General features: G+C 71.2%; 23 protein-coding genes. 10 read left to right on the plus strand and 13 right to left on the minus strand.

All coding sequences use genetic code 11. The features are described from left to right. The first annotated feature begins 100 nt into the window (after nt 1-100). Nucleotides 101-742 carry a hypothetical protein gene (locus OG403_RS29855; protein ID WP_329569850.1) on the plus strand — a complete coding sequence of 214 codons (642 nt, stop codon included), beginning with the start codon at nt 101-103 and terminating at the stop codon, nt 740-742. A gap of 81 nt (nt 743-823) precedes the next feature. After that, the gene (locus tag OG403_RS29860) at nt 824-1,867 is read left to right on the plus strand and encodes a S66 family peptidase (RefSeq protein ID WP_329569852.1); all 1,044 of its coding nucleotides are present in this window, start codon (nt 824-826) and stop codon (nt 1,865-1,867) included. Nucleotides 1,868-1,940: 73 nt separating this feature from the next. Here OG403_RS29860 and OG403_RS29865 read toward each other — a convergent pair whose 3' ends face one another. Both OG403_RS29865 and OG403_RS29870 read right to left on the minus strand, forming a co-directional pair. Then, nucleotides 1,941-2,540, minus strand: coding sequence for an O-methyltransferase (locus OG403_RS29865; protein WP_329569854.1), 600 nt, complete (start codon nt 2,538-2,540; stop codon nt 1,941-1,943). A 14-nt stretch (nt 2,541-2,554) separates the two neighbouring features. After that, on the minus strand, nt 2,555-3,112 hold the full coding sequence (locus OG403_RS29870) for an RBBP9/YdeN family alpha/beta hydrolase (protein WP_329569856.1): 558 nt from the start codon (nt 3,110-3,112) through the stop codon (nt 2,555-2,557). Between the two features lie 194 nt (nt 3,113-3,306). Between OG403_RS29870 and OG403_RS29875 the strand changes: the two genes are divergently transcribed. The 3 genes from OG403_RS29875 (at nt 3,307) to OG403_RS29885 (ending at nt 7,048) form a co-directional block, all read left to right on the plus strand. Next, nucleotides 3,307-5,256, plus strand: a complete 1,950-nt coding sequence (locus OG403_RS29875) for a phosphocholine-specific phospholipase C (protein ID WP_329569858.1) — start codon at nt 3,307-3,309, stop codon at nt 5,254-5,256. A gap of 165 nt (nt 5,257-5,421) precedes the next feature. Then, a complete protein-coding gene (locus tag OG403_RS29880) occupies nt 5,422-6,222 on the plus strand; it encodes a hypothetical protein (protein WP_329569860.1) in 801 nt (266 codons plus the stop codon). A gap of 376 nt (nt 6,223-6,598) precedes the next feature. Further along, the gene (locus tag OG403_RS29885; RefSeq protein ID WP_329569862.1) at nt 6,599-7,048 is read left to right on the plus strand and encodes a hypothetical protein; all 450 of its coding nucleotides are present in this window, start codon (nt 6,599-6,601) and stop codon (nt 7,046-7,048) included. A gap of 164 nt (nt 7,049-7,212) precedes the next feature. On the opposite strand, the gene OG403_RS29890 is transcribed toward OG403_RS29885, so the two are convergent. Further along, complete coding sequence (locus OG403_RS29890; RefSeq protein ID WP_329569864.1) at nt 7,213-7,419, minus strand: DUF397 domain-containing protein; 207 nt, start codon at nt 7,417-7,419, stop codon at nt 7,213-7,215. Then, a complete protein-coding gene (locus OG403_RS29895) occupies nt 7,409-8,257 on the minus strand; it encodes a helix-turn-helix domain-containing protein (protein WP_329569866.1) in 849 nt (282 codons plus the stop codon). Before OG403_RS29895 ends, OG403_RS29890 begins: the two co-directional genes overlap by 11 nt. A 109-nt stretch (nt 8,258-8,366) precedes the next feature. On the opposite strand from OG403_RS29895, the gene OG403_RS29900 reads away from it, so the two are divergent. From OG403_RS29900 to OG403_RS29910, 3 genes are read left to right on the plus strand one after another with little or no spacing between them, the layout of a single operon-like run. Next, nucleotides 8,367-8,612 (plus strand): hypothetical protein, encoded by a 246-nt coding sequence (locus tag OG403_RS29900; RefSeq protein ID WP_329569868.1) that lies wholly within the window; start codon nt 8,367-8,369, stop codon nt 8,610-8,612. After that, the gene (locus OG403_RS29905) at nt 8,606-8,854 is read left to right on the plus strand and encodes a hypothetical protein (protein ID WP_329569871.1); all 249 of its coding nucleotides are present in this window, start codon (nt 8,606-8,608) and stop codon (nt 8,852-8,854) included. Before OG403_RS29900 ends, OG403_RS29905 begins: the two co-directional genes overlap by 7 nt. After that, nucleotides 8,851-9,048, plus strand: coding sequence for a hypothetical protein (locus OG403_RS29910; RefSeq protein WP_329569873.1), 198 nt, complete (start codon nt 8,851-8,853; stop codon nt 9,046-9,048). The genes OG403_RS29905 and OG403_RS29910 overlap by 4 nt, the downstream gene beginning before the upstream one ends. Before the next feature lie 25 nt (nt 9,049-9,073). Here the strand turns inward: OG403_RS29910 and OG403_RS29915 are convergent, their stop codons facing one another. The 8 genes from OG403_RS29915 to OG403_RS29950 form a co-directional block, all read right to left on the minus strand. Next, a complete protein-coding gene (locus OG403_RS29915) occupies nt 9,074-9,520 on the minus strand; it encodes a hypothetical protein (protein WP_329569875.1) in 447 nt (148 codons plus the stop codon). A 156-nt stretch (nt 9,521-9,676) separates the two neighbouring features. Beyond that, nucleotides 9,677-10,258, minus strand: a complete 582-nt coding sequence (locus OG403_RS29920) for a GNAT family N-acetyltransferase (protein ID WP_329569877.1) — start codon at nt 10,256-10,258, stop codon at nt 9,677-9,679. 263 nt (nt 10,259-10,521) lie between these two features. Further along, entirely contained in the window at nt 10,522-11,139 is a 618-nt protein-coding gene (locus OG403_RS29925; RefSeq protein ID WP_329569879.1) for a DUF6879 family protein, read from the minus strand. Continuing rightward, complete coding sequence (locus OG403_RS29930) at nt 11,132-11,401, minus strand: hypothetical protein (RefSeq protein WP_329572641.1); 270 nt, start codon at nt 11,399-11,401, stop codon at nt 11,132-11,134. The genes OG403_RS29925 and OG403_RS29930 overlap by 8 nt, the downstream gene beginning before the upstream one ends. A 118-nt stretch (nt 11,402-11,519) precedes the next feature. Beyond that, complete coding sequence (locus OG403_RS29935; protein WP_329569881.1) at nt 11,520-12,389, minus strand: NAD(P)-dependent oxidoreductase; 870 nt, start codon at nt 12,387-12,389, stop codon at nt 11,520-11,522. Nucleotides 12,390-12,636: 247 nt separating this feature from the next. Beyond that, the gene (locus OG403_RS29940) at nt 12,637-13,956 is read right to left on the minus strand and encodes an IS630 family transposase (RefSeq protein WP_329561723.1); all 1,320 of its coding nucleotides are present in this window, start codon (nt 13,954-13,956) and stop codon (nt 12,637-12,639) included. A gap of 157 nt (nt 13,957-14,113) precedes the next feature. Continuing rightward, nucleotides 14,114-16,345, minus strand: a complete 2,232-nt coding sequence (locus OG403_RS29945; protein WP_329569882.1) for a hypothetical protein — start codon at nt 16,343-16,345, stop codon at nt 14,114-14,116. 504 nt (nt 16,346-16,849) lie between these two features. After that, nucleotides 16,850-17,419, minus strand: a complete 570-nt coding sequence (locus tag OG403_RS29950; protein ID WP_329569883.1) for a chloramphenicol phosphotransferase CPT family protein — start codon at nt 17,417-17,419, stop codon at nt 16,850-16,852. A 96-nt stretch (nt 17,420-17,515) separates the two neighbouring features. On the opposite strand from OG403_RS29950, the gene OG403_RS29955 reads away from it, so the two are divergent. Next, nucleotides 17,516-18,031, plus strand: a complete 516-nt coding sequence (locus OG403_RS29955) for a DinB family protein (RefSeq protein WP_329569885.1) — start codon at nt 17,516-17,518, stop codon at nt 18,029-18,031. Between the two features lie 19 nt (nt 18,032-18,050). Here OG403_RS29955 and OG403_RS29960 read toward each other — a convergent pair whose 3' ends face one another. Next, entirely contained in the window at nt 18,051-18,719 is a 669-nt protein-coding gene (locus OG403_RS29960) for an MSMEG_1061 family FMN-dependent PPOX-type flavoprotein (RefSeq protein ID WP_329569887.1), read from the minus strand. A 48-nt stretch (nt 18,720-18,767) separates the two neighbouring features. Here OG403_RS29960 and OG403_RS29965 point away from each other — a divergent pair, with 48 nt between their 5' ends. Next, entirely contained in the window at nt 18,768-20,180 is a 1,413-nt protein-coding gene (locus OG403_RS29965; protein ID WP_329569889.1) for an FAD-binding oxidoreductase, read from the plus strand. The last annotated feature ends 20 nt before the right edge of the window (nt 20,181-20,200 follow it).

A 20,200-nucleotide genomic window follows, 5' to 3' on the forward strand; every position in this document is an offset into this window, starting at 1 on the left:
GCGGTCGGCGGCAGTTGGTGGCAGTCGGCGGCGGTCGGTGGCGGTCGGTGGCCCGGAAAACGGCTGGACGGTGCGCCGCGCGGCGTGATCGACTCGTCGGATGACCGCTACTCCGGCTGCTCCGCCCACTCCCACGGACCCGGTCGACCGGCTGCGGCTGGCCGTCGCGCGGACCGCCGAGCTGGTCCGTGACCGGCCCGCGACGGGGCTGACCCACGAGGGCGCCGACGAGCTGCGCGGCACCCTCGCCACCGACAGCGCGATCGGCTTCGACCCGCTGCGGCTGCTCGCCGAACTCGACCGCCAGGGCGCCCCGGTGGTGGTGATCGGCCAGGTGGCGGGGATCATGCACGGCTCCCAGGAGCTGACCGGCGACCTCGACCTGCTCTGGGACGGCAGCGCGCGGCACGCCGCCGCGATGGCCACCGCCTTCACCGCCGTCGGCGCCCGGCTCACCGATGACGACGGCGCCGAACTGCCCTGCACGCCCGACGCGTTCCGGCTCCCGAAGGTCGACTTCACGACCCCGAACGCGAGCGGCGACTGCTGCACGACCGCGCTGCCCTGGGGCGAGCTGGACGTGACGGCCTTCATCGAGCGCCCGCTCACCGCGCCGGGGCCGGACGGCACGGTGCTGCGCTACCTCACCCGCGCGGACCTGATCGCGATGCGCCGGGCGGTCGGCCGGCCCAAGGACCTGCGGCGGGCCGCGGAACTGGAGCGGCTCGGCCCCGGTCGCTGACCTGACGATGGCGGCCGAGCCACCCGGGCCGCTGGGAAAAGTACTGGTCGGAGAGCTGACGGCGTCCCTAGGATCGACGCCATGACAGAGCCCGTGTACCCGCCCAAGCCCCGTCCCGGTGACCGCGTCGCGGTCATCTCGCCCTCGTTCGCCGCGCCCGCGCTCTTCCCGCACCCGTACGAACTCGGCATGCGGCGGCTGCGCGAGGACTTCGGGCTCGACCTGGTCGAGTACCCGACCACCAGCAAGCGCGGTGCCACCCCGCAGGAGCGCGCGGCCGACATCAACGCGGCCTTCGCCGACCCGGGCATCAAGGCGGTGCTGGCGACCATCGGCGGCGAGGACCAGATCACCGTGCTGCCGTACCTGGACCGGGAGTTGATCCGAGCCAACCCGAAGCCCTTCTTCGGCTACAGCGACAACACCAACCTGCTGCTCTTCCTGCACAACCTGGGCGTGGTCTCCTACCACGGCGGCTCGGTGATGGTGCACGCCGGCCGAGGCGGTGCGATGAACCCGGCCACCGCCGACTCGCTGCGCGCCGCGCTCTTCACCTGCGGCCCGTACGAGCTGCGGCCCAGCGCCCTGGTGGGCGATCAGGAGCACCACTGGGACCGGCCCGAACTCCTGGAGACCGAGCCGGTGATGGAAGCCGGCGAGGGCTGGAGCTGGCACAACGCCGACCGGGTGGTCGACGGGCTCGGCTGGGGCGGCAACCTGGAGATCCTCGCCTGGCTGGCGATGGCCGACCGGGAGATCCGGCCGGTCGAGGAGTACGCCGGGAAGGTGCTCTACCTGGAGACCTCCGAGGAGATGCCCAGCGGTGCGGAGGTCTACCGGATCCTGCGCAACCTCGGCGAGCGCGGCCTGCTGCGCCAGTTCCCCGCGCTGCTGATGGCCCGGGCCAAGGCCTGGAGCTTCAGCAAGCCCCACGAGCCGGCCGCGAAGGCCGCCTACCGCCAGGGCCAGCGCGAGGCGGTGCTACGGGCGCTGAAGGAGTACGCGCCGGAGACGATGGCGGTCTTCGACGTCGACTTCGGGCACACCGACCCGCAGCTGATCGTGCCCTGCGGCGGGCGGATCCGGGTGGACGGTCCCGAGCGGCGGATCACCGTCTGGTACTGACGGACCGTCAGTTCACGCCCCGAGGCCAGCCGCAAGGTCAGCCGCGAGGTCGGCCCCGAGGTCAGCCGCGAGCTCAGCCCCGCAGGCTCCCGACCACGCTGCTCAGGTCCGGGGCGAGCCGCAGTTCGGTGGCGCGCAGGGCGGGGTGCTCCAGCCAGTGCAGCCGGGCGGTGTCCGGGCTGCCGTCGTGCAGCGGCGGCCAGCCGAAGCTCGGGGTGAAGTCGTCGACCACCACGGTGCCGCCCGGGGCCAGCAGCCGGGTCGGGTCGGCGGTGGCCCCGTCCCCCTTGCCCTGGCCGCCGCCGTCCAGCACCAGCAGGTCGAACGGCCCGCGCCCGTACAGCTCGGTCCAGTCGCCGCAGACCACCTCGATCTGCGGCTGGTCGGCGAAGACCTCGGCCGCCACGGCCGCGCGGGCCGGGTCCCGCTCGACGCTGATCAGCCGGACCCCGGGCGTCGCGCCGGAGGCCAGCCAGGCCAGGCCCACTCCGCAGCCGGTGCCGCTCTCGCCGATCAGGGTGGGCACGCCCTGGGCCAGCGCGCGGATCAGCTGCCCCTGTTCGGGGCGGCAGGAGTTGCCGAAGCCGTGCGCGTCGGCCGCCGCCAAGGCGCGGCGGACCAGCGGCGGCAGGTCGGTGGCGGCGAGGTGGGCGGCGGTGCCGTGCAGTGACATGAGGTCCCCCTGGGTCAGCGGTTGACGGGCTGGAGCTCGGTCAGCAGGGCTCGGCCCTCGGGCCAGTCGCCCAGCCCGGACTCGGAGTTGAGGTGGCCGCGCGCTCCGGGCTCGACCAGCCGGGAGCCCCAGCCGCGGGCGAGGAGCCGGGCGCGCTCCGGTGTGCAGTACGGGTCGTCCGCGCTCGCCACCAGGGTGCTCGGGAAGGGCAGCGGCAGCAGCGGGATCGGGCTGAAGGTGGCCAGGGCCGGGATCCGCACGTTGTCGATGTCGGCCGGCGCCACCAGCAGCGCCCCCAGCACGGCGGCCCGCGCCTGCTGGTCCGCCTGCGCCGCCCAGTGCGCGACCGTCACGCACCCCAGGCTGTGCGCCACCAGCAGCACCGGAGCCGGCTGCGCCCGCACCGCCCGGTCCAGCGTGGCGACCCAGTCGGAGCGCTGCGGGTGGTCCCAGTCGGCCTGTTCGACCCGCACCAGCCGTGGGTCCAGTCGCTCCCAGCGGCTCTGCCAGTGCTCGGGGCCGGAGTTCTGCCAGCCGGGCAGGACGAGGGTGACGGGTGGATCGGTGGTCATGGGCGCGAGCCTAGCGTTCTGACGCTCGATCAGGCGTCGGAGGCTCATGATCCGGACCCGTGTCGGTGGCAGACATGTATAGCCACCTCAACAGCTGTCCCGGGGTCTTCCGCCGTTCACCGTTCGCTGGAATCATCCCTACCCGCAAGTAGCGAATCCCTCAGCTGTCCGGCCCCGGACCCCCAGGAGGACCCGTGTCCCCGCTCTCCCGCCGTACCCTGCTCGGCTCGGCCGCCGCTTCCGGTGCGGCGCTCGGCCTCGGCGTGCTGCCCGGCTCGCTCCAGCAGGCACTGGCCGCCCCGGCGGTGTCGGGCACGCTGGACGACGTCGAGCACGTCGTCGTCCTGATGCAGGAGAACCGCTCCTTCGACCACTACTTCGGCACCCTGAACGGCGTGCGCGGCTACGGCGACACCTCCCGGGTCCGGTTCCCGGGCGGCTCGGACGTGCTGCAGCAGAAGATGTTCGGCAGTTGGGGCACCACGCTGCTGCCCTGGCACCTGGACACCTCGACCAGCGACGCCCAGCGGATCTTCGACCTGGACCACTCCTGGGGCGGCACCCACAACGCCTGGGCCAACGGCCAGTGGAACGACTGGATCCCGGCCAAGACCTGGTACACCATGGGCTACTACCGCCGCCAGGACATCCCGTTCCAGTACGCGCTCGCCGACAACTTCACCGTCTGCGACCAGTACTTCTGCTCGGCCATGACCTCCACCGACCCGAACCGGCTCTACCTCTGGTCGGGCATGATCGACCCGAACGGCATCGGCGGCGGCCCGGCCACCGACAACAGCAAGTCCGGCTTCACCTGGACGACTTACCCCGAGCGACTGCAGGCCGCGGGCATCTCCTGGAAGGTCTACCAGCAGCAGGACAACTTCGACGACAACGCGTTGGCCTGGTTCAAGTCCTTCCAGAGCGCTCCGACCAGCTCCCCGCTCTACGTCAACGGCATGGCCCGGGCCGGCGCGGACGACTTCGCCAACGACGTGGCGGCGGGCCGGCTCCCGGCGGTCAGCTGGGTGGTCGCCCCGACCGCGCAGTCCGAGCACCCCAACTACCCGCCGGCCCAAGGCGCCGACTTCACCGCCTCGGTGGTGCTCGAGGCGCTCGCCGCCAACCCGGAGGTCTGGGCGAAGACCATCGTCTTCCTCAACTACGACGAGAACGACGGCTTCTTCGACCACGTGGTGCCGCCGGTGGCGCCCGACGGCACGCCGGACGAGTTCATCGGCGGGGTGCCGATCGGCCTGGGCCCGCGCGTGCCGATGATCGTGATCTCCCCGTGGAGCCGGGGCGGCAAGGTCAACTCCGAGGTTTTCGACCACACTTCGGTACTGCGCTTCCTGGAGAACTGGACCGGCGTGAAGGAGACCAACATCTCCGCCTGGCGCCGCACCGTCTGCGGCGACCTGATGTCCGCCTTCGACTTCACCACCAGCGACCGGACCTTCCCCGTGCTGCCGGACACCAAGCAGCTGCTCGCCGACCTGGCCCAGCAGGACAAGCTGCTGCTGCCGCCGATCTTCCCGCCGATCGTCCAGCAGCAGCCCCAGGTCGAGTCGGGCGACCGCCCCGCACTGCCGACCGGCTACCGCTTCGGCTCCTCCTCGCGCACCGACACCACCACCGGGCAGCTCTGGATCACCCTGGACAACCTGGGCACGCTGGGCGCGGGCATCTCGATGTACGCGGTGAACTTCCGTCAGTTCGGCGCCTGGCGCTACACCCTGCCGGTGGGCGGCACGGTCAGCGACTTCTTCAGCGCGCTGGGCGTCAGCGGCGGCCCGTACGACATCGACGCGCACGGCCCCGACGGCTTCCTGCGCGGCTACAAGGGCGACGTCCGAACCTGGACCAATGCCGCCAAGGGCCACCCCGAGGTCTCCTCCACCGAGGCGCCGGACGGCGTGCGGATCACCCTGAGCAACCAGGGCAGCCAGCCGGTGGTCTTCACGATCGGCGTCAACTCGGCCTTCGGTGCCAGTGGTTCAGCACCGGTCATGGTAACGGTGGCACCGGGTACGAGCGTTGACGAGGTGCTGGCACCGACCACCGCCGGCCGCTACGACTACACGGTGACCGCCGACACCGGCGACGGCTTCGAGCGCCGCTTCGCGGGGCGGCTGCAGCCGTAACGCGCCAACGCCCTTGGTGTTCCCGTGACTTCTGGCACGTGTTTGAGCCATCTGCCGGCAGAATTCGCGTTCGCCCCATCCTGCCCGGACCCGGCGGGCAGGATGGCACGCGGCCCGGTTTGCCGGTCCGCTGGAGCGTCATTCGATGAGAAGGGACCACCAGGTATGCGTGGCAAGGGCGTACGGAGGGCGGCGGCGCTGGCGCTGGCCTGTGCTGTCATGGTCGGCGCGGGCGGGCTGCTCGCACCGTCCGCACAGGCGGCCGGCACGACCACTCGGCAGCAGTCGACGGCCACACCCGTGGGAACCGAGGTCGGTTCCGTCTCGGTGACCAGGCCGGACGGCACGGTGGCCCAGATCGGGGACTTCCAGGGTTCGAGCTACACGAGCCTGTACCTCTGGTCCCGCACCCAGCTCGTGCCGGGCGGCCCGTACGGCGACTGGCAGCAGGTCAGCTCCGTCGGCCTGAACTTCCAGAACCCCGTGCTGTCGGCCGCCGCCGACGCCGACGGCGGGCTGGAGGTGTTCACGGACCTGTACGAGACCGGCTCGCTGGTGCGGATCCACCAGGCCACCCCGAATGGCGCCTGGTCCACCCCGGCGGCCTTCGGCCCCGGCAGCGCCGGGATCCCGAGGTTCTTCGGCTACCCCGTACTGTTCCAGAAGACCGACGGAACCCTCGCCTTCTTCGAGGTCTACCAGATCGGCACCGTCCCCGAGCTCTACGTCAACGAGCAGGGCTCGAACGGGACTTGGGGCGGCTTCACCGACCTTGGCGCCGGCCCGGAGCCCGAATCCGTCGGCGTCCCGACCAGCGTCACCGAAGCCTCCAACGGCACCCTCACCGCCGTGGCCCACCTCTGGGACGCCTCCTCGGGCTACTACGCCGAGATCTCCGAACTCGCCCCGGGCGGCCCCTGGGGAGCCTGGCAGAGCTGCGCGACGGACGGCTGCGTCAACGGCTGACGCACGGCGTCGGGGAGGGGCCCGCCACCGAGCGGTGGCGGGTCCTCGGCCGGTCGGGAGTGGCCGGCTGATCGCCCTCGGGACGGAAGCGGCAGCTCCGTCTTCTCATGCTCAACCACTCACGTGAAACACCGGTGCCGCCCCGTCGCGAATTCACGAAAGCGTTTCGGTAACCGACCGAACTGTCCGTGAACGCGGCTATTGCCCCGCAGGAGGATCGGCTGGCACCGTGGGCCGGGTCAGCCCAGTGGCCGGTCGGTCGTCCCTCGGGGGGAAGGCTGTTCAGCGCCGTCGCCTCCTGCCGCGTCAGCCCGCGCTGCGGGTGCGTTCACGGAGGTGGGGCGGCCGGTACATGGGGGAGTGCGGGCCACCGTCTTTGGAGGACGCCATCAACCGCATCGTCAAGCGAGCCGCCGTGCTCGCCGCCACCGTCTGTTCGATCGCCGCGCTCAGTGTCACGGCGGCCAACGCCGCCCCGCACTCCTCGGGCCAGGGCTTCTACCCGCTGTCGCCCACGCTGGCCGGCTGCGGCGGCGGCATGGACACCTTCTGGAACAACGGCGACTACAACGTCCAGGCCACCGTGAGCGCCGTGCCCGACACCAGCACGGTGACGTACCTCTGCACCGCGCAGCTCTACCGCAACCAGGGCGGTTGGGGACCGCTCGGGCCGAGCATCACCGTGAGCAACGGCGGGAGCGCCACCGGCCAGTACCAGTACGGGGACAACGGCACCCTCGCCCACGTGTGCATCACCCAGCAGTCCTTCAACCTCATCGTCCACAAGCCCACCGGCACCGTTACCAACTGCACCAACAACTGGTGACCTTCGGCACCGGCCGCTTCAGCGGCCGGTGCCTGCCCGTAGGGTTGCGAGTCATGAGTGGTGGAGAGACGTCGCCGGAGCGGCGACAAGTACCGGAAGTAAGGGCCTCGCACTGGCCCCGCCACTCCGGGGTGTTGGGGGTGGCGGGGCGGGGTGCGGTGCGGTCAGGCGGTGGCGAGCTCGCCGGTGGCGGTGCTGCGGGCGAAGGCCTGCCAGGCGGTGGCGGTGAAGATGAGGGCGGGGCCGCTGGGGTCCTTGGAGTCGCGGACGGGGACGATGTCGGGGAAACCGTCGGCGACCTCCACGCACTGGCCCTGGCCGTTGCTGTAGGTGCTCTTGCGCCACTGAGCGTCCGTCAGGTCATCGTGCATAGTTCTCGAATTCCCCTCGTACTTCACGGATCACGGCCAGGGATGCAGCCTGAGGCAGCGCTTCAACCTGAAGGTGATCGTAGCCGTTGATCAGCGCGGTTACAGCGTCGATCTCACGCTCCACGTACCCGCGCTGATCAGTCTCGGTGTAGGCGACGACCGAACGATCCGAAAGCGTCAGCAGCGTAACGGGATAAGTGAACGGACGATCCTCGCCGAGCGAGTAGGGCGCGATCTGGATGACGATGTTCGGCCGCTGAGCCAGCTGCTCCAGGTGGCGCAGCTGTCCCGCCATGACCATCGGACCTCCGATCGGCCGACGCAGGCAGTGCTCGTCCAGGACTGCACGAGCGAGAGGCGGCGGGGTCCGATCCAGTAGTTGCTGCCGAGCGAGTAGGAACGCCACGCGCTTGTCCGCCTCTGCCTGGACAACGCCGCCCCGCCGAACGTACCCGGCCTGCAAAGCGGCGGCGTACTCCTTGGTCTGGAGCAGTCCCGGGACGAGGCCAGTCTCGAAGAGGCGGATACTCGCCGCTTCTGCCTCAAGTGCCGCGAACTTCGGGAAGCCCTCGATCAGTGCCGTGTGGTTCAGGTTCCACCACATCAGCTCAAGCGTGCCGCCGGTCTCAAGATAGATGTCCGAGCGCTGAGCGAGTACGAGGGTGGGATTCTTTGTAGCTCGTTCGATGCACGAGATCAGGCTGTCACTGAACCTGATGAGCTTCCCAAGTTCCACCTGGGAAAGTCCCTTTGCCTCCCGTGACCTGCGGAGTTGAGTCCCGAAAGCCGCCAGCGGAGACGATGACGGGTCAAGTACGGTCTTCCGCATGTTGATCATCCTTCCCTGATGCGAGTCCCACCCGACGCGATGTCAAGGTCGAGTCCCTTCCGAGCGTAGAGCAGGATGACGATCCTTAGTAGTGGAACGACTACAGAAAGGAGTCGCCATGACGACCCGCAGAACGCCCCCGCCCGCCCTCTACACCCCCCGCGTCGGCGAGCTGGTCCGCGACGAGAAGCACGGCCTCAACGGCATCTACATGGGCCCCGGCTTCAGCAAGCACCCCACCGTCTACCTGCGCCCCGAGCGCGGTGGCTGCGAGTGGGAGACCCCGGCCAGCGAGGTCCAGCCGCTCGCCGCCGAGCCCGAGTTGCGGTCCGCCCGCCCGGTCCGGAAGGCTCGCCCGTGCTGAGCGCCGGCCCCGAGGCGGCCGCGCCCGTGCCGCTGCCGCCCCGGCGGCAGTGGCGGTTCGGGTGGTGCGTCTGCTGCGACCGCCAGACCCTGGTCGCGCCCGGACCGCAGATCGCCACCAACCGTGGCCCGGTGACCCTGCCCTACTGCGTGGACGGTTTCGAGCGCGCCGGACGCTACGTCCACCGGACGCGGGTGCGCCTGGCAACGGCCTCCGAGAGCCAAAGGAACGACGAACGATGAACGATCCCACCCCGCTCGACCGCGCCGCCGCACACGCCGAGTTGCGCGCCCTCGGGCGGCGGCTCGACCAGCAGGTGGCGACCCGCACCGCCGCGACCGCGCCGGAGCTGGACGCGACGCTCGACGCGATGCGGGCCGTGCACACCCGGCTCGCGGTCGACCTGACCGGCCCGAGGTGCCCGGAAGTTCCGTAGCGCAGTGGGCGCTACCCAGCCGCGCTCACGCCCGGTTGTGGCGGCTCTTCGCCAGCAGGGCCGCCGCGAACTGGTCGACCGCCCCGCTGTTGCCGCCGGGGAGGTCCGGGCTCAACAGCAGCTGGTAGGAGGCGGGTTGGAACTCGGCCAGCAGGAGCCAGCCGCTGCGGACGTCCTTGCCGGGCGCGCTGCTGCCGGTGCCGTCCGTGCCGTCGACCCGGCCCGCGTAGTGGCCGGTGCCCTTCGTCATCACGTCGGTGAAGGTGTTGACCAGCGGGGCCATCATGTCGGAGGTGATGCCGTACCGGTCTGACAGGTACGCCTGATGGAGGCCCTCGACGTCCAGGCTCCCGTGGCCGGCGTCCTCCACGTGCTTGTCCTGGTAGGCGTAGTCCCACCGGTACGCGGGCCGGCCTGCGGGGTCCGGGTAGCGCTGGGCGGCGGAGAAGAACCAGCTCACACTCGCCTGCACCAGTGCGACATGACCTCGCCGGTGCGCCCTCGCACCCCGCGACCGCGACCGCGAGCACCAGCGCACCAGCGCAGCGGCGCTCAGGCAGGCGAGCGCCGCGCTCCGCAGCCGGCTGTCGCTCCTGGCCCTCTCTCCCTGAACGCCGTTCACCTGCGGTCAGTTCGCGCGCCCGTGCCACTCCCTGGCCAACAGGCCGTAGACCTCGACATCGCGTCGCTCGCCGGGAAAGGCCAGTGCCTCGCGCAGCACGCCCTCCTGAACGAACCCCAAGCGCTCTGCCAGACGGCGACTGCGTTCGTTGGCGGGATCCGTACGCAACTCGACACGGTGCAGGCCGATCGGCCCGAACGCCTGATGGAGAAGTGCCGTGACGGCTCGGGTGACCAACCCGCGCCCCTCGAAGTCGGCGTCGATCCAGTAGCCGACCTCGCCTGTCCGTGCGTGGATATCGATCAGTAGTTCAACCGCGCCGACCAGACGCCAGCCATCCGCTGCCTTTACCGCGATGACCAGCGGCAGCTGCGATCCCTCGAGCCACGCCCGGCCCCTGCGCTCCAAGGTGGCCCGGGTGCTCTCCAGGGTCGGCGACGTGTTGATCCTCGGCTCCCAGCGGGCGAGGCGCTCGCAGTTCGCCTCCAACAGCGTGTGATACGCCTCCGCAAGCTCAACCACACGGGGTAGCAGGGCAGCGTCATCCCCCAGGGGGAAGGTGAACATCGGGGCGACAACAGTGGACACAGCTGCTCCGGAATTCGGTGCGGAAGGACGGGCGGTCAGGGCTCGAGTCGCCGGCGCAGCGACTCGGCGCGCGGATCCGCATACTGGACGATCAAGCGGTGGGCCTCGCGCCGGTGTTGACGGGCGTCCTGTGGGGCGGTGTCGGCGAGCGCTTCCGAAAGCACGGTGAGCGTGCAGGCCGTGTGAAGTTCCCCCGCCGTCCCCGACATGTTCGAACGGGTGTCGCCCGCCGCGTTCTCCGGGCTCTGGTGACCGCTGATCTTCTACCCTCCCGGGACAGGCGGCGGCAGTTGGGATACATGTCGATCCACGTACGCCACCACGTCCTCGCCGTCACCGTAGAGCTCGCTGATGAAGTTCCCCCACTCCTGCGCGAGTTCCCGGTCCAGGTACCGAACCCCGCCCTCCAGGGTTCCGTCGGTCGAGTACCGGACTTCATAGAGGAGCTGGCTCCCGAGCACAACGATCTCAGGCAGCGGCCGGCTCTCCTCCAAGGCACCGAGCTTGTCGGCGTGCACCACCCGCACCGGGCGACCGCACTGAGCCTGAACGCGCAGGTAGCTGAGCTCCCACTGCAGGTAGGGGGTGAGCGGCTCCTCGACGACGCGTACTCGCAGGAACGGGTTGCTCCGGCGCTCCCTCTCCTGTGCTGTCCCGGACAGGGCAGGGCGGCGGGATTCCATCAGCTGCAGCGACTCGGCCCAGTCGCCTCGGCGGAAGGCCACCCAGCTGTCGTTGCCGGGTTCCAGGAAGTGCTGCCGGCGTTCCAGCTTCCACGAGGGACGGTCGGTGATCAGAGCGTCGCGTGCGGCGAAGTCCGCTCGGTAGGCGGTGAGCCCCAGGACGGATGCCGGCAGGTCCGGGCGGCGCAACTCACGCATCGGCGATGTCCGGCTTGGCCGCGGAGAGCATTTCGCCCGGGATCACCACGATGCGTTCGTCGGCACGCACCGACGCTCCCTCGGGCAGGCGACCGCGGAGGACGCCGGTGAGGTCGCGTCCGATCACCGCGATGTCCCCGTTGCTCAGTTCCCACAGGTCCGGGCAGCCGTCCTCGTCACCTGTGTAGCCCAGTTCCTGCGCCGACTTCCCCAGGCGACGCACGAACACGGTGGACGGATCGGCTTCCCAGGCTTGAGTCATCGGTGCCACATCCACTCGTGGGTATCCTGCGAACCGCATGCTACAGCCTGTGCCCGACCAGGTGAACAGGGTTACCAGAGAACTGATGAAACATCAGGTTGCCTGTACGGCAAGGAGCTCAGGCCGCCCCCGCCCGCCGCCGGGCCGTCTCGCCCAGCGCCGCCAGGTCCAACCCGCCGTCCCCGTGCGCGATGCCCTCCAGCAGCGCGTCCCGCAGCACACTCGCGATCGGCAGCGGGACGTGCGTGGCCGCCCCCGCGTCCAGGGCGAGGTTGACGTCCTTGAGGCCGAGGGCCAGCCGGAAGGCCGGGTCGTAGCTGCGGGCGGCCATCATGGAGCCGTAGCCCGCGTAGACCGGGCCGGGGAAGAGGGTGCCGGTGAGCACCTCCAGCAGGTCGGTGGCGGCCAGGCCGCTGGCCTCGGCCAGTGCGGTCGCCTCGGCGAGCGCCTCGACTGCCGAGATCAGCAGGAAGTTGGTGCTGATCTTCGCCACGTTGGCCAACTCGGGGCGCTCGCCGAGCCGGAAGGTCTGCCGGCCCATCGCGGCGAAGAGCGGCGCCACCCGGTCGACCAGCGCCGCCTCGCCGGCGGCCAGGATGCTGAGGTTGCCGGCCGCCGCCACGTCGGTGCGGCCCAGGACGGGCGCCGCCAGGTAGCCGATCCCGTGCCGCTGGTGCAGTTCGGCCGCCCGGCGGGCCAGCTCCGGGGAGACGGTGGCCATGTTGACGTGCACCGTGATGGTGGCGGCTGCCAGCAGCACCTCGTCGAGCAGCAGCGACTCCACCGCCGCGTCGTCGGCGAGCATCGAGACCAGCACCTCGCCGGCCAGCGCGGCGGCCGGCGTGGCCGCCGCTTCGGCGCCCTGCGCGACCAGCGCCGCCACCGGCTCGGGGGAGCGGTTCCATACCTTCACCTGGTGGCCCGCCTTGAGGAGTTGGGCGGCCATTTCGCGCCCCATGGCGCCCAGTCCGATGAATCCGACGTTCAAGAGCGTGACTCCTCGCGTGCGCGGCTCGCGGTGTTGCGGTGCTTCGCATCCTAGTGCCGCGTCAGGCAACCTTCGCCCCGTCGCGACGCCCGGCACGCACTCTCGCCGCACCGGCCGAAAGCCCAAGTACGTCCAGTACGAGGACTTCCGGCCGGCACGCCGATAGCACGCACCGGACGCCGCTCCTTGACGGGCAAAAGTTGCCTGACGCGGCACTAGTGTGATGCGCCGCAAATCACGAGGGTAACTATTGCTGTGATGGTTGCTGGCGAGGAGGGTTGATCTTGGCGAGGTAGTCGGCGAGGGACTTGAGGATTTCATCGGCGGTCTTGGTCCAGGTGAACGGTCTCGGATCCTGGTTCCAGGTGTCGATCCAGGCCTTGATGTCGTCTTCGAGGGCTTTGACGGAGGTGTGGACGCCGCGGCGGATGAGCTTGTCGGTCAACAGGCCGAACCAGCGCTCGACTTGGTTGATCCAGGATGAGCCGGTTGGGGTGAAGTGGACGTGGAAGCGTGGGTGCCGGCTGAGCCAGGTTCTGATCTCGGCGGTGTTGTGAGTGCTGTAGTTGTCACACACCAAGTGCACGTCGAGCTGGGCGGGGACGGCCTTGTCTATGGTGATCAGGAATTTCTTGAACTCCAGGGCCCGGTGGCGGCGGTGGAGTTCGCTGATGACGGTTCCGTCGGCGATGTTGAAGGCCGCGAACAGGCTGGTGATGCCGTGCCGCAGGTAGTCGTGGGTGCGGCGTTCGGGCATGCCTGGCATCATCGGCAGCACTGGCTGGGACCGGTCCAGCGCCTGGATCTGGGACTTCTCGTCGACGCAGAGTACGACGGCCTTCTCGGGCGGGTTGTGGTAGAGCCCGACGACGTCCACCACCTTGTCCACGAACTGCGGGTCGGTGGAGAGCTTGAAGCTGTCCTGAAGGTGGGGCTTGAGGTCGAACCTCTTCCAGATCCGCCCGATGGTCGACTTCGACAGCCCCGTGCGGGTGGCCATCGAGGCCCGCGACCAGTGCGTGTCCTGACCCGGGGCGGACTCCAGAGTGGCGACGATGACGTCTTCGACCTGATCGAGCAGGATCGAGGGCGGCCTGCCTGGACGCGGCTCATCCTGCAAGCCGTCCAGCCGCTTGTCGATGAACCGGGCCCGCCAGCGCTCCACAGTCGAATCGTCGACGCCCAGGTCCATCGCCGCCTGCCGGTTCGTCCCGCCCTCCGCGCAGCGCAGCACGATCCTGGCCCGCAGCGCGAGAAACTGCGCGGTCTTCGCCCGTCTCGCCCAGCGCACCAACTGGTCCCGCTCGGCCTCACTCAGGACCAGGTCGGCCTTCGGTCGACCGATACGGCCCGCATCCTGCAAGCCGGCCAGCCCCTCGGCCGCGAACTTGCGCCGCCACTTGGACACCGTCTTTGCCTGGACGCCAACTTGCTCCGCGGCAGCGGCATTCGACTTACCGTCAGCGCACGCCAGAATGATCCGGGCCCGCTCGGCCGCTCTCCGGTCCCACGACCCGGCCCGACGCACCAACTCGGCACGCTCGTCACCAGACAGCGTGATCGCCACGGCAGAAGGTCCAGGATGCGCCACTCTAAAAGGGTATCAACTTACCTCGTGATTTGCGGCGCATCACACTAGCCACCGACCCCGCCACGTCCCGGCACCGCACGCGGACCGCCCCGCCGGAGTCTGCGGCGGGGCGGTCCTGGGAAGTGATGGATCGTCAGCCGCGGTCGGCCCGGATCCGGGTGGTGTCGTCCGGCCCGTACGGCACCGGCACGCGCACGCTGGCCGGCGCCTTCGGGCCCGCCACCGCCGCCGGGGTGGCCGCCGCCGAGCGCGCCGCCGGGGTGCGCAGCGACGGGGTGGCCGGGGGCTGGGTCGGGGCGGCGGGGAGCTGCTCGACCACCGCGGTCTGGCCGGTGGCCGGGGTGAGCCAGCCGGAGAGCTCGCCGGCGTAGGAGGTGCCGACCGCGGTGGCGGTGACGCCGGTCGGCTGGACCTGGACGGTGCCGGTCGGGGCGGTGACCGGGACCTGCACGCCGGCGGGGGCGTTGGCGGTCACCGTGCCGTTGCTCTCATAGGCCGTCGCGGTTCCGGCCGCGAGCGCCGCGTTCCAGGCCGCCTGGTTCTGCTCCTGGGTGGCGATGTCCTTCATGCCCAGGTTGACCACGGGGGTGTTGGTGTTGAGCAGGCTCTGGTAGCTCGCCAGGATCTGGTTCAGCACCGGGTAGGCGATCCGGTCCTCGGAGAAGTTGCCCTGGTAGAACACCTCGGGCGTGGGGTCGTTGCCGAGCACCCGGGCCAGCGCGATCCGCGCCTCGGTGGGCACGATGGTGCTGGTGAAGCCGGTGGTCTCGTTCAGCGGCGCCGCCAGGCAGGTCGAGGTGGTCGAGGTGCTGCAGGCGCCGCTGCCGCCCTGGGCCGTGGCGGTGTAGAGCCAGTTGTACTCGTCGGTCTCCTCGGCCGCGGTGGCGGCGTTGTGGAAGATGTCGCTCGGGTGCCCCGGCACGGTGGTGGCCGAGCCGACCTGGCGCGAGGCGGACTCGATCGAGCCGTTGGAGCCCAGCGCGGCCACCCCGAGGGCGGTCAGCGCGGGGGCCAGCGAGGGGTTGTCGGCGCTCTGCTGCGGGGGCAGCGCCAGGCCCGAGTTGCCGGCGGTGACCACCGAACTCGGGTCGACGGTCAGGCCCTTGGCCTGCGCCCAGGTCAGGTTGGACTGGATCGCCGAGGTGATCGCCGCCTGGCTGGTCCACTGGATGGCGCCGGTGCTGTCGGTGCTGCAGGTCCACGGCACCGCCGTGGTGTTCTGCAGGCAGCCGAGGTACGGGTGGCCGTAGGTGCCGTTGACGAAGCGGAAGTTGGCGGCGTTCGCGGCCAGTTCGGTCTCGGTGGCGTCGGTGCCGGCCCCGGCCCCGGCGGCCTGGGCGTCGCTGCCCGCGCCGTCGTAGACCAGGTCCAGGGTGACGCCGTTGGCCGCCTCCCAGGCCTTGGCGGCGTCCACGTCGGCGGCGGTCAGCCGGATCGGCACGCTGTCCGCGCTGCCCGCCGCCACGTTGCAACCGGCGTCGCCCATCGTGCACTTGAGCGTGGTGCTCCACCGGTTGTCGGTGTTGAGCACGTTCTGCACCTGGACCGAGAGGTAGTCGCGGTCGAAGCCGAGGTGGACGCCCTGGGTCATCCAGTCGACCACGCCGCGGGCCAGCAGCCGCCACTGCTGCTGGTACTGGTTGTAGGCGAAGGTGGTGACCAACTCGTCGATGCCGTCGTGGTGGTAGTCGCCGAGCAGGCTGCCGCGCGCGGTGCTGTTCGGGATCGGCATGTCCACCAGCGGGGTGAAGCTGGTCCCGGTGGCCGGAGTGGCCAGCGGCGTGGAGAGGAAGCCGTAGCTCTCCACCACGGCCGGGTTGAGCTGCTCGAACGGCACCGGGCCCTTGAGGTAGTCGAAGGCGCCGGCCGCGCCCGCGGCGGTGGTGTTGGCGGTCATCCCGTCCAACGAGCCGATGTAGCCGGGGTTCTGCGGCCAGTTGAGGCCGACCGACGGCTGCGAGTAGGTGTCCGCGTCCACCTGCCGGACGTTGTAGGCCTGCTCGTAGGAGAGCAGCGCGCTCGCCTCGGCGGTGCCGGTGCCCAGCGCGGTGGAGCTGGGGAGCACCACCGCCTGGAACTTGGCCTCGGTGGAGCCGTCCGGCAGGGTCGCGGTGAGGAAGCCCGCGTTGATGGTGGGCCGGGTGCTGCTGCTCAGCAGGACGTCGGTGAACGGGATGCCCTCGCTGGTCAGCTCCGCGGTGATCGCGGAGACCGAGGGACCGCCGTCGTCGACCACCAGGACCCGCAGGTCGGTGCGGTAGGCGGGCGTCGCGGTGCCGTCCGCCTGCGCGGCGACGGGCACCGCGCCCAGCGCCAGCAGCGAGCCGGTGGCCACCGCGGCGGCCCAGCGTTTCCTGAAGCCCATAGGTTCCTCCACGTCGAGGGGCACCCCGCAGCCACGGGGTACCTCGGACAGAAGCGCCGCGGACACGGGTCGGCCCGTGCGCGGAAGTGCCGGTGGATCCCCCGTCGGGTGGCTCTCGCCGGACCGCGAACTCCCCCCGCGGTCCGGCGAACCCCCCGGTCGTACCCGCTCCGTGGCCACCAGGGCCCGGGTCGCGGCGTCGACCGGAGGGAAACCTAACGTAGGGTCAGGCAACTGGACCAGAGGGTGATATCGGTGCCGGTGCGACCCACCTGTCCGATTCCGCCCCGGCCGTACCGGGCCGTTCGACTGCCGAGCGCCGCGCCCGGCGCCCGGGCGGGCGGCGGTCTGCCTAGGCCACGGGCATGTGCGGGTCAAGTTGCACCCGACCCGATGGGCACGGTGCGCGGCCGTCCGGTGGCGGCGGGTAATGGCGCAAACTCGTCCTCGTGACGGCGGCGGCAGCGGCAGTGGCGGTCCGGCTCGGTGCGATGGCGGTTTGGCTCAGCGCGCTGCGGGCACCGCCGAGGAGCCGGCGGCCGCCAGCCGTTCGAAGGCCGTCGGGGAGGGCCGGCGCGGCAGGAACTCCTTGATCTGCAAGGCGCACTCGAGCGGCGTCGCGGTGCTGGTGTCGACCTCGATGTCATAGACGCCGTGGGCGTGCACCTGGACGAACTGCCGGGCCGCCAGGCCCACCGGACGGTCGCCGCGCTCGGCCTCGCGCCGCTCCAGCTCCGGCAGCGGGCAGCGCACGCCGACCAGCACGACATCGGCGGCGGGGAACAGCTCCAGGCACTCGTCCAGCCGCCACCGCTCGCTGAACAGGTGGTCCACCACGACGTTGTTGCCCGCCGCGGCCATCCCCGCGACCGCCCGGTGGAACCCGGACCAGGTGCGCAGCATGACGGCGCGCAGTTCCGCCTCGTCGGCGAGCTCGCGCTTGGAGCGCATCGCGTGGAACTGGTCGACGGCCAGGTGGAAGCAGGTCTCGTCGAGGACCGACAGCAGCTCCCGCGCGATGCTCGACTTGCCGGAGCTGGAGGTGCCGTTCAGGAAGATGATCAGTCCGCTCATGGCTGCCAACCGTAGGCGAACGGTGCGCGTGGCGGTCACCCAGGGGTGTCAGTGCGGCATGCGATGGTGAGAGCAGTCGCTTCGCAGGAGGTTCCGATGCCCCGCTTCGTCCCGCCGGTCGCCGATGAGCGCTCTGCCCTGCTCGCCTTCCTCGCCCAGCAACGGGACGGCCTGCGGTACGCGTTGCTCGGACTGACGGAGGATCAGGCCTGGTCGGTGCCGACCGCCAGCGAGCTGTCGCTGGGCGGTCTGCTCAAGCACACCATGGTCACCGAGCGCCGCTGGGTGGTCGCGGCGCTGGCCGGCCGCCCGCTGCCGGGGCTGTGGCCGATCGAGGATCCCGGGGCCGACCTGCGCCGCGCCGAGGGGGAGACCGTCTCCAGCCTGCTGACGGAGTATCAGCAGGCCGCCGAGGAGACCGAGAAGATCGTCCTCGACCTGCCCGACCTGGACGTGCCCTGCGCCACCGAGCAGGCGGCGCACTGGTCGGCCCGCTGGGTGCTGCTCCACCTGATCGAGGAGAGCGCCCGCCACGCCGGCCACGCGGACGTGATCCGCCAGTCCATCGACGGCGCCCACGCCGCCGATCTGCTGGCCCGCGCCGAGGGCTGAGGCTGTCGGCCGCAGCCCGCTACTCGTAGCGGTAGAGCAGCGACTCGCGCTCGTTCTGCTCGACCTGCTCCAGGGTCAGGCCGTCCAGCTTGCCGGAGAGGTGCGCCAGCGTCACCTCGGCCGAGCTGGGTACGGCGTCCTTGGGCAGCCACTGCTCGGGCTTCCACATGCTGCCGCGCAGCAGCGACTTGGGGCAGTGCCCGTAGACCTCCTCGACCCGCACCACGATCGCGCTGCGCGGCGGCTTGCCGACGGCGGTCAGCTGGGCGAGCAGCTGCGGGTCGGTCGAGACGCAGGCCCGGCCGTTCACCCGCAGCGTGTCGTTGCGACCCGGGATCAGGAAGAGCAGCCCGGCCCGCCCGGTGGCCACGATGTTGTGCAGCGAGTCGAGCCGCTTGTTGCCCGTCGCGTCCGGTATCGCCAGCGTGTGCTCGTCCAGCACGGCGACGAACCCGGGCGGGCCGCCGCGCGGGCTCACATCGCAGTTGCCCGCCGGGTCCGTGCTCGCCACCAGCACGAACGAGGAGCACCCGATCAGCCGCCGGGACACGTCGTGGATCCGGTCCACCTGCTTGTGCACCGCGGCCGTGCCCGGCATCTCGTAGACCTCCCGCAGCCCGGCGGGATCGCGGACGGCGTCGGCGCTCAGCAGGTCGAAGAGACTGGTGGACTGCGAGGTGGTCGTCATACGGGCAATCTAATCGCGCGCCGCTCGGCTGGGGATACCGTTATTTCCGTGACCCGACCCGTGACACCCCAGGCCGGCGGCCTGCCCGTGGCACTCGCCGAGCTGCGCCGCGCGCTCGGCCCCGCCGGGGTGCTCGCGCCGGACGATGCCGCCGCCGGCTTCGTGCGGGACGAGCGCGCGCTGCTGCCCGCGCACCCCGCCGCCGTGCTGCGGCCGCGCAGTACGGCACAGGTGGCCGCGGCGGTCGCCCTCTGCGCCCGGTACGGGGTGCCGGTGGTCCCGTTCGCCGGCGGCACCGGGCTGGTCGGCGGGGCGCTGCCGCTGGGCACCGGCAGCCAGGTGGTGCTGAGCGTGCGCGAGCTGAACCGGATCCGCAGCGTCGAGCCGGCCGACTTCGCGCTCACCGCCGAGGCCGGCTGCGTGGTCGCCGACGTGCAACGGGCGGCGGACCGGGCCGGGTTACTCTTCCCGCTGCGGCTGGCCTCCGAGGGCAGCTGCCGGATCGGCGGGGTGGTGGCCACCAACGCCGGCGGCAGCAATGTGCTGCGCTACGGCATGACCCGGGACCTGGTGCTCGGCCTGGAGGCGGTGCTGCCGGACGGGCAGGTGTGGCACGGGCTGCGCACCCTGCGCAAGGACAACACCGGCTACGACCTCAAGCAGCTGCTGATCGGCTCCGAGGGCACCCTGGGCATCGTCACCGCCGCCACGCTGCGGCTCTTCCCCAGGCCCCGGCACCGCGCGGTCGCGCTGCTCGCGCTGCCCGGCCTCGACGCGCTCACCCCGCTGCTCGCGCTGGCCCGCGAACTGCTGGAGGAGCGCCTGACCGCGCTGGAGCTTTTCGGGCGCACCGGGCTCGACCTGGTGCTCGATCGGCTCGCCGGCTTCCAGGACCCGTTCGACCGCCCGCACCCCTGGTACCTGCTGGTCGAGGCCACCGCGACCCGGGACGGCGCCGGGCTGGCCGCGCTGCTGGAGACCTTCCTGACCGAGGTGACCGAGCGCGGCCTGGCGGTGGACGCGGTCCCGGCCCTCGACCAGGCGCAGGCCCGCGCGTTCTGGGCGCTGCGCGAGGCGCTGCCGGAGGCCGAGAAGCGCGCGGGCGGCGCGGTCAAGCACGATGTGAGCGTGCCGCTCGGCAGCATCGCGGCCTTCGTCGAGGCGGCCCGCGCGGCGGTGGCGGCGGCCTGTCCGGGCGCGCCGATGAACGTCTTCGGCCACGTCGGGGACGGCAACGTCCACTTCAACGTGCTCGCCGGGCAGGGGAGTTCGGCGGTGATCTACCGGCTGGTCGGCGAGTTCGGCGGCAGCGTCAGCGCCGAGCACGGGGTGGGCGTGCTCAAGCGCGAGGCGCTGGCCGCCGCCCGCTCGCCGCTGGAACTGGCCCTGCTGCGCACGGTGAAGGCGGCGCTGGACCCGCAGGGGATCATGAATCCCGGCAAGCTCCTGCCGGCGCCCTGACGCGGTCGCCGCGCCGGCCT

The organism is Kitasatospora sp. NBC_01266, assembly GCF_036242395.1.
In the GTDB taxonomy this organism is placed as follows: Bacteria; Actinomycetota; Actinomycetes; order Streptomycetales; family Streptomycetaceae; genus Kitasatospora.

Coding starts and splice junctions, on each gene's coding strand:
- OG403_RS29895 (WP_329569866.1), bottom strand. CDS start 8,257: ATGATCAACATGCGGAAGACCGTACTTGACCCGTCATCGTCTCCGCTG.
- OG403_RS29890 (WP_329569864.1), bottom strand. CDS start 7,419: ATGCACGATGACCTGACGGACGCTCAGTGGCGCAAGAGCACCTACAGC.
- OG403_RS29880 (WP_329569860.1), top strand. CDS start 5,422: ATGCGTGGCAAGGGCGTACGGAGGGCGGCGGCGCTGGCGCTGGCCTGT.
- OG403_RS29945 (WP_329569882.1), bottom strand. CDS start 16,345: ATGGGCTTCAGGAAACGCTGGGCCGCCGCGGTGGCCACCGGCTCGCTG.
- OG403_RS29855 (WP_329569850.1), top strand. CDS start 101: ATGACCGCTACTCCGGCTGCTCCGCCCACTCCCACGGACCCGGTCGAC.
- OG403_RS29860 (WP_329569852.1), top strand. CDS start 824: ATGACAGAGCCCGTGTACCCGCCCAAGCCCCGTCCCGGTGACCGCGTC.
- OG403_RS29870 (WP_329569856.1), bottom strand. CDS start 3,112: ATGACCACCGATCCACCCGTCACCCTCGTCCTGCCCGGCTGGCAGAAC.
- OG403_RS29910 (WP_329569873.1), top strand. CDS start 8,851: ATGAACGATCCCACCCCGCTCGACCGCGCCGCCGCACACGCCGAGTTG.
- OG403_RS29925 (WP_329569879.1), bottom strand. CDS start 11,139: ATGCGTGAGTTGCGCCGCCCGGACCTGCCGGCATCCGTCCTGGGGCTC.
- OG403_RS29950 (WP_329569883.1), bottom strand. CDS start 17,419: ATGAGCGGACTGATCATCTTCCTGAACGGCACCTCCAGCTCCGGCAAG.
- OG403_RS29865 (WP_329569854.1), bottom strand. CDS start 2,540: ATGTCACTGCACGGCACCGCCGCCCACCTCGCCGCCACCGACCTGCCG.
- OG403_RS29900 (WP_329569868.1), top strand. CDS start 8,367: ATGACGACCCGCAGAACGCCCCCGCCCGCCCTCTACACCCCCCGCGTC.
- OG403_RS29930 (WP_329572641.1), bottom strand. CDS start 11,401: ATGACTCAAGCCTGGGAAGCCGATCCGTCCACCGTGTTCGTGCGTCGC.
- OG403_RS29960 (WP_329569887.1), bottom strand. CDS start 18,719: ATGACGACCACCTCGCAGTCCACCAGTCTCTTCGACCTGCTGAGCGCC.
- OG403_RS29955 (WP_329569885.1), top strand. CDS start 17,516: ATGCCCCGCTTCGTCCCGCCGGTCGCCGATGAGCGCTCTGCCCTGCTC.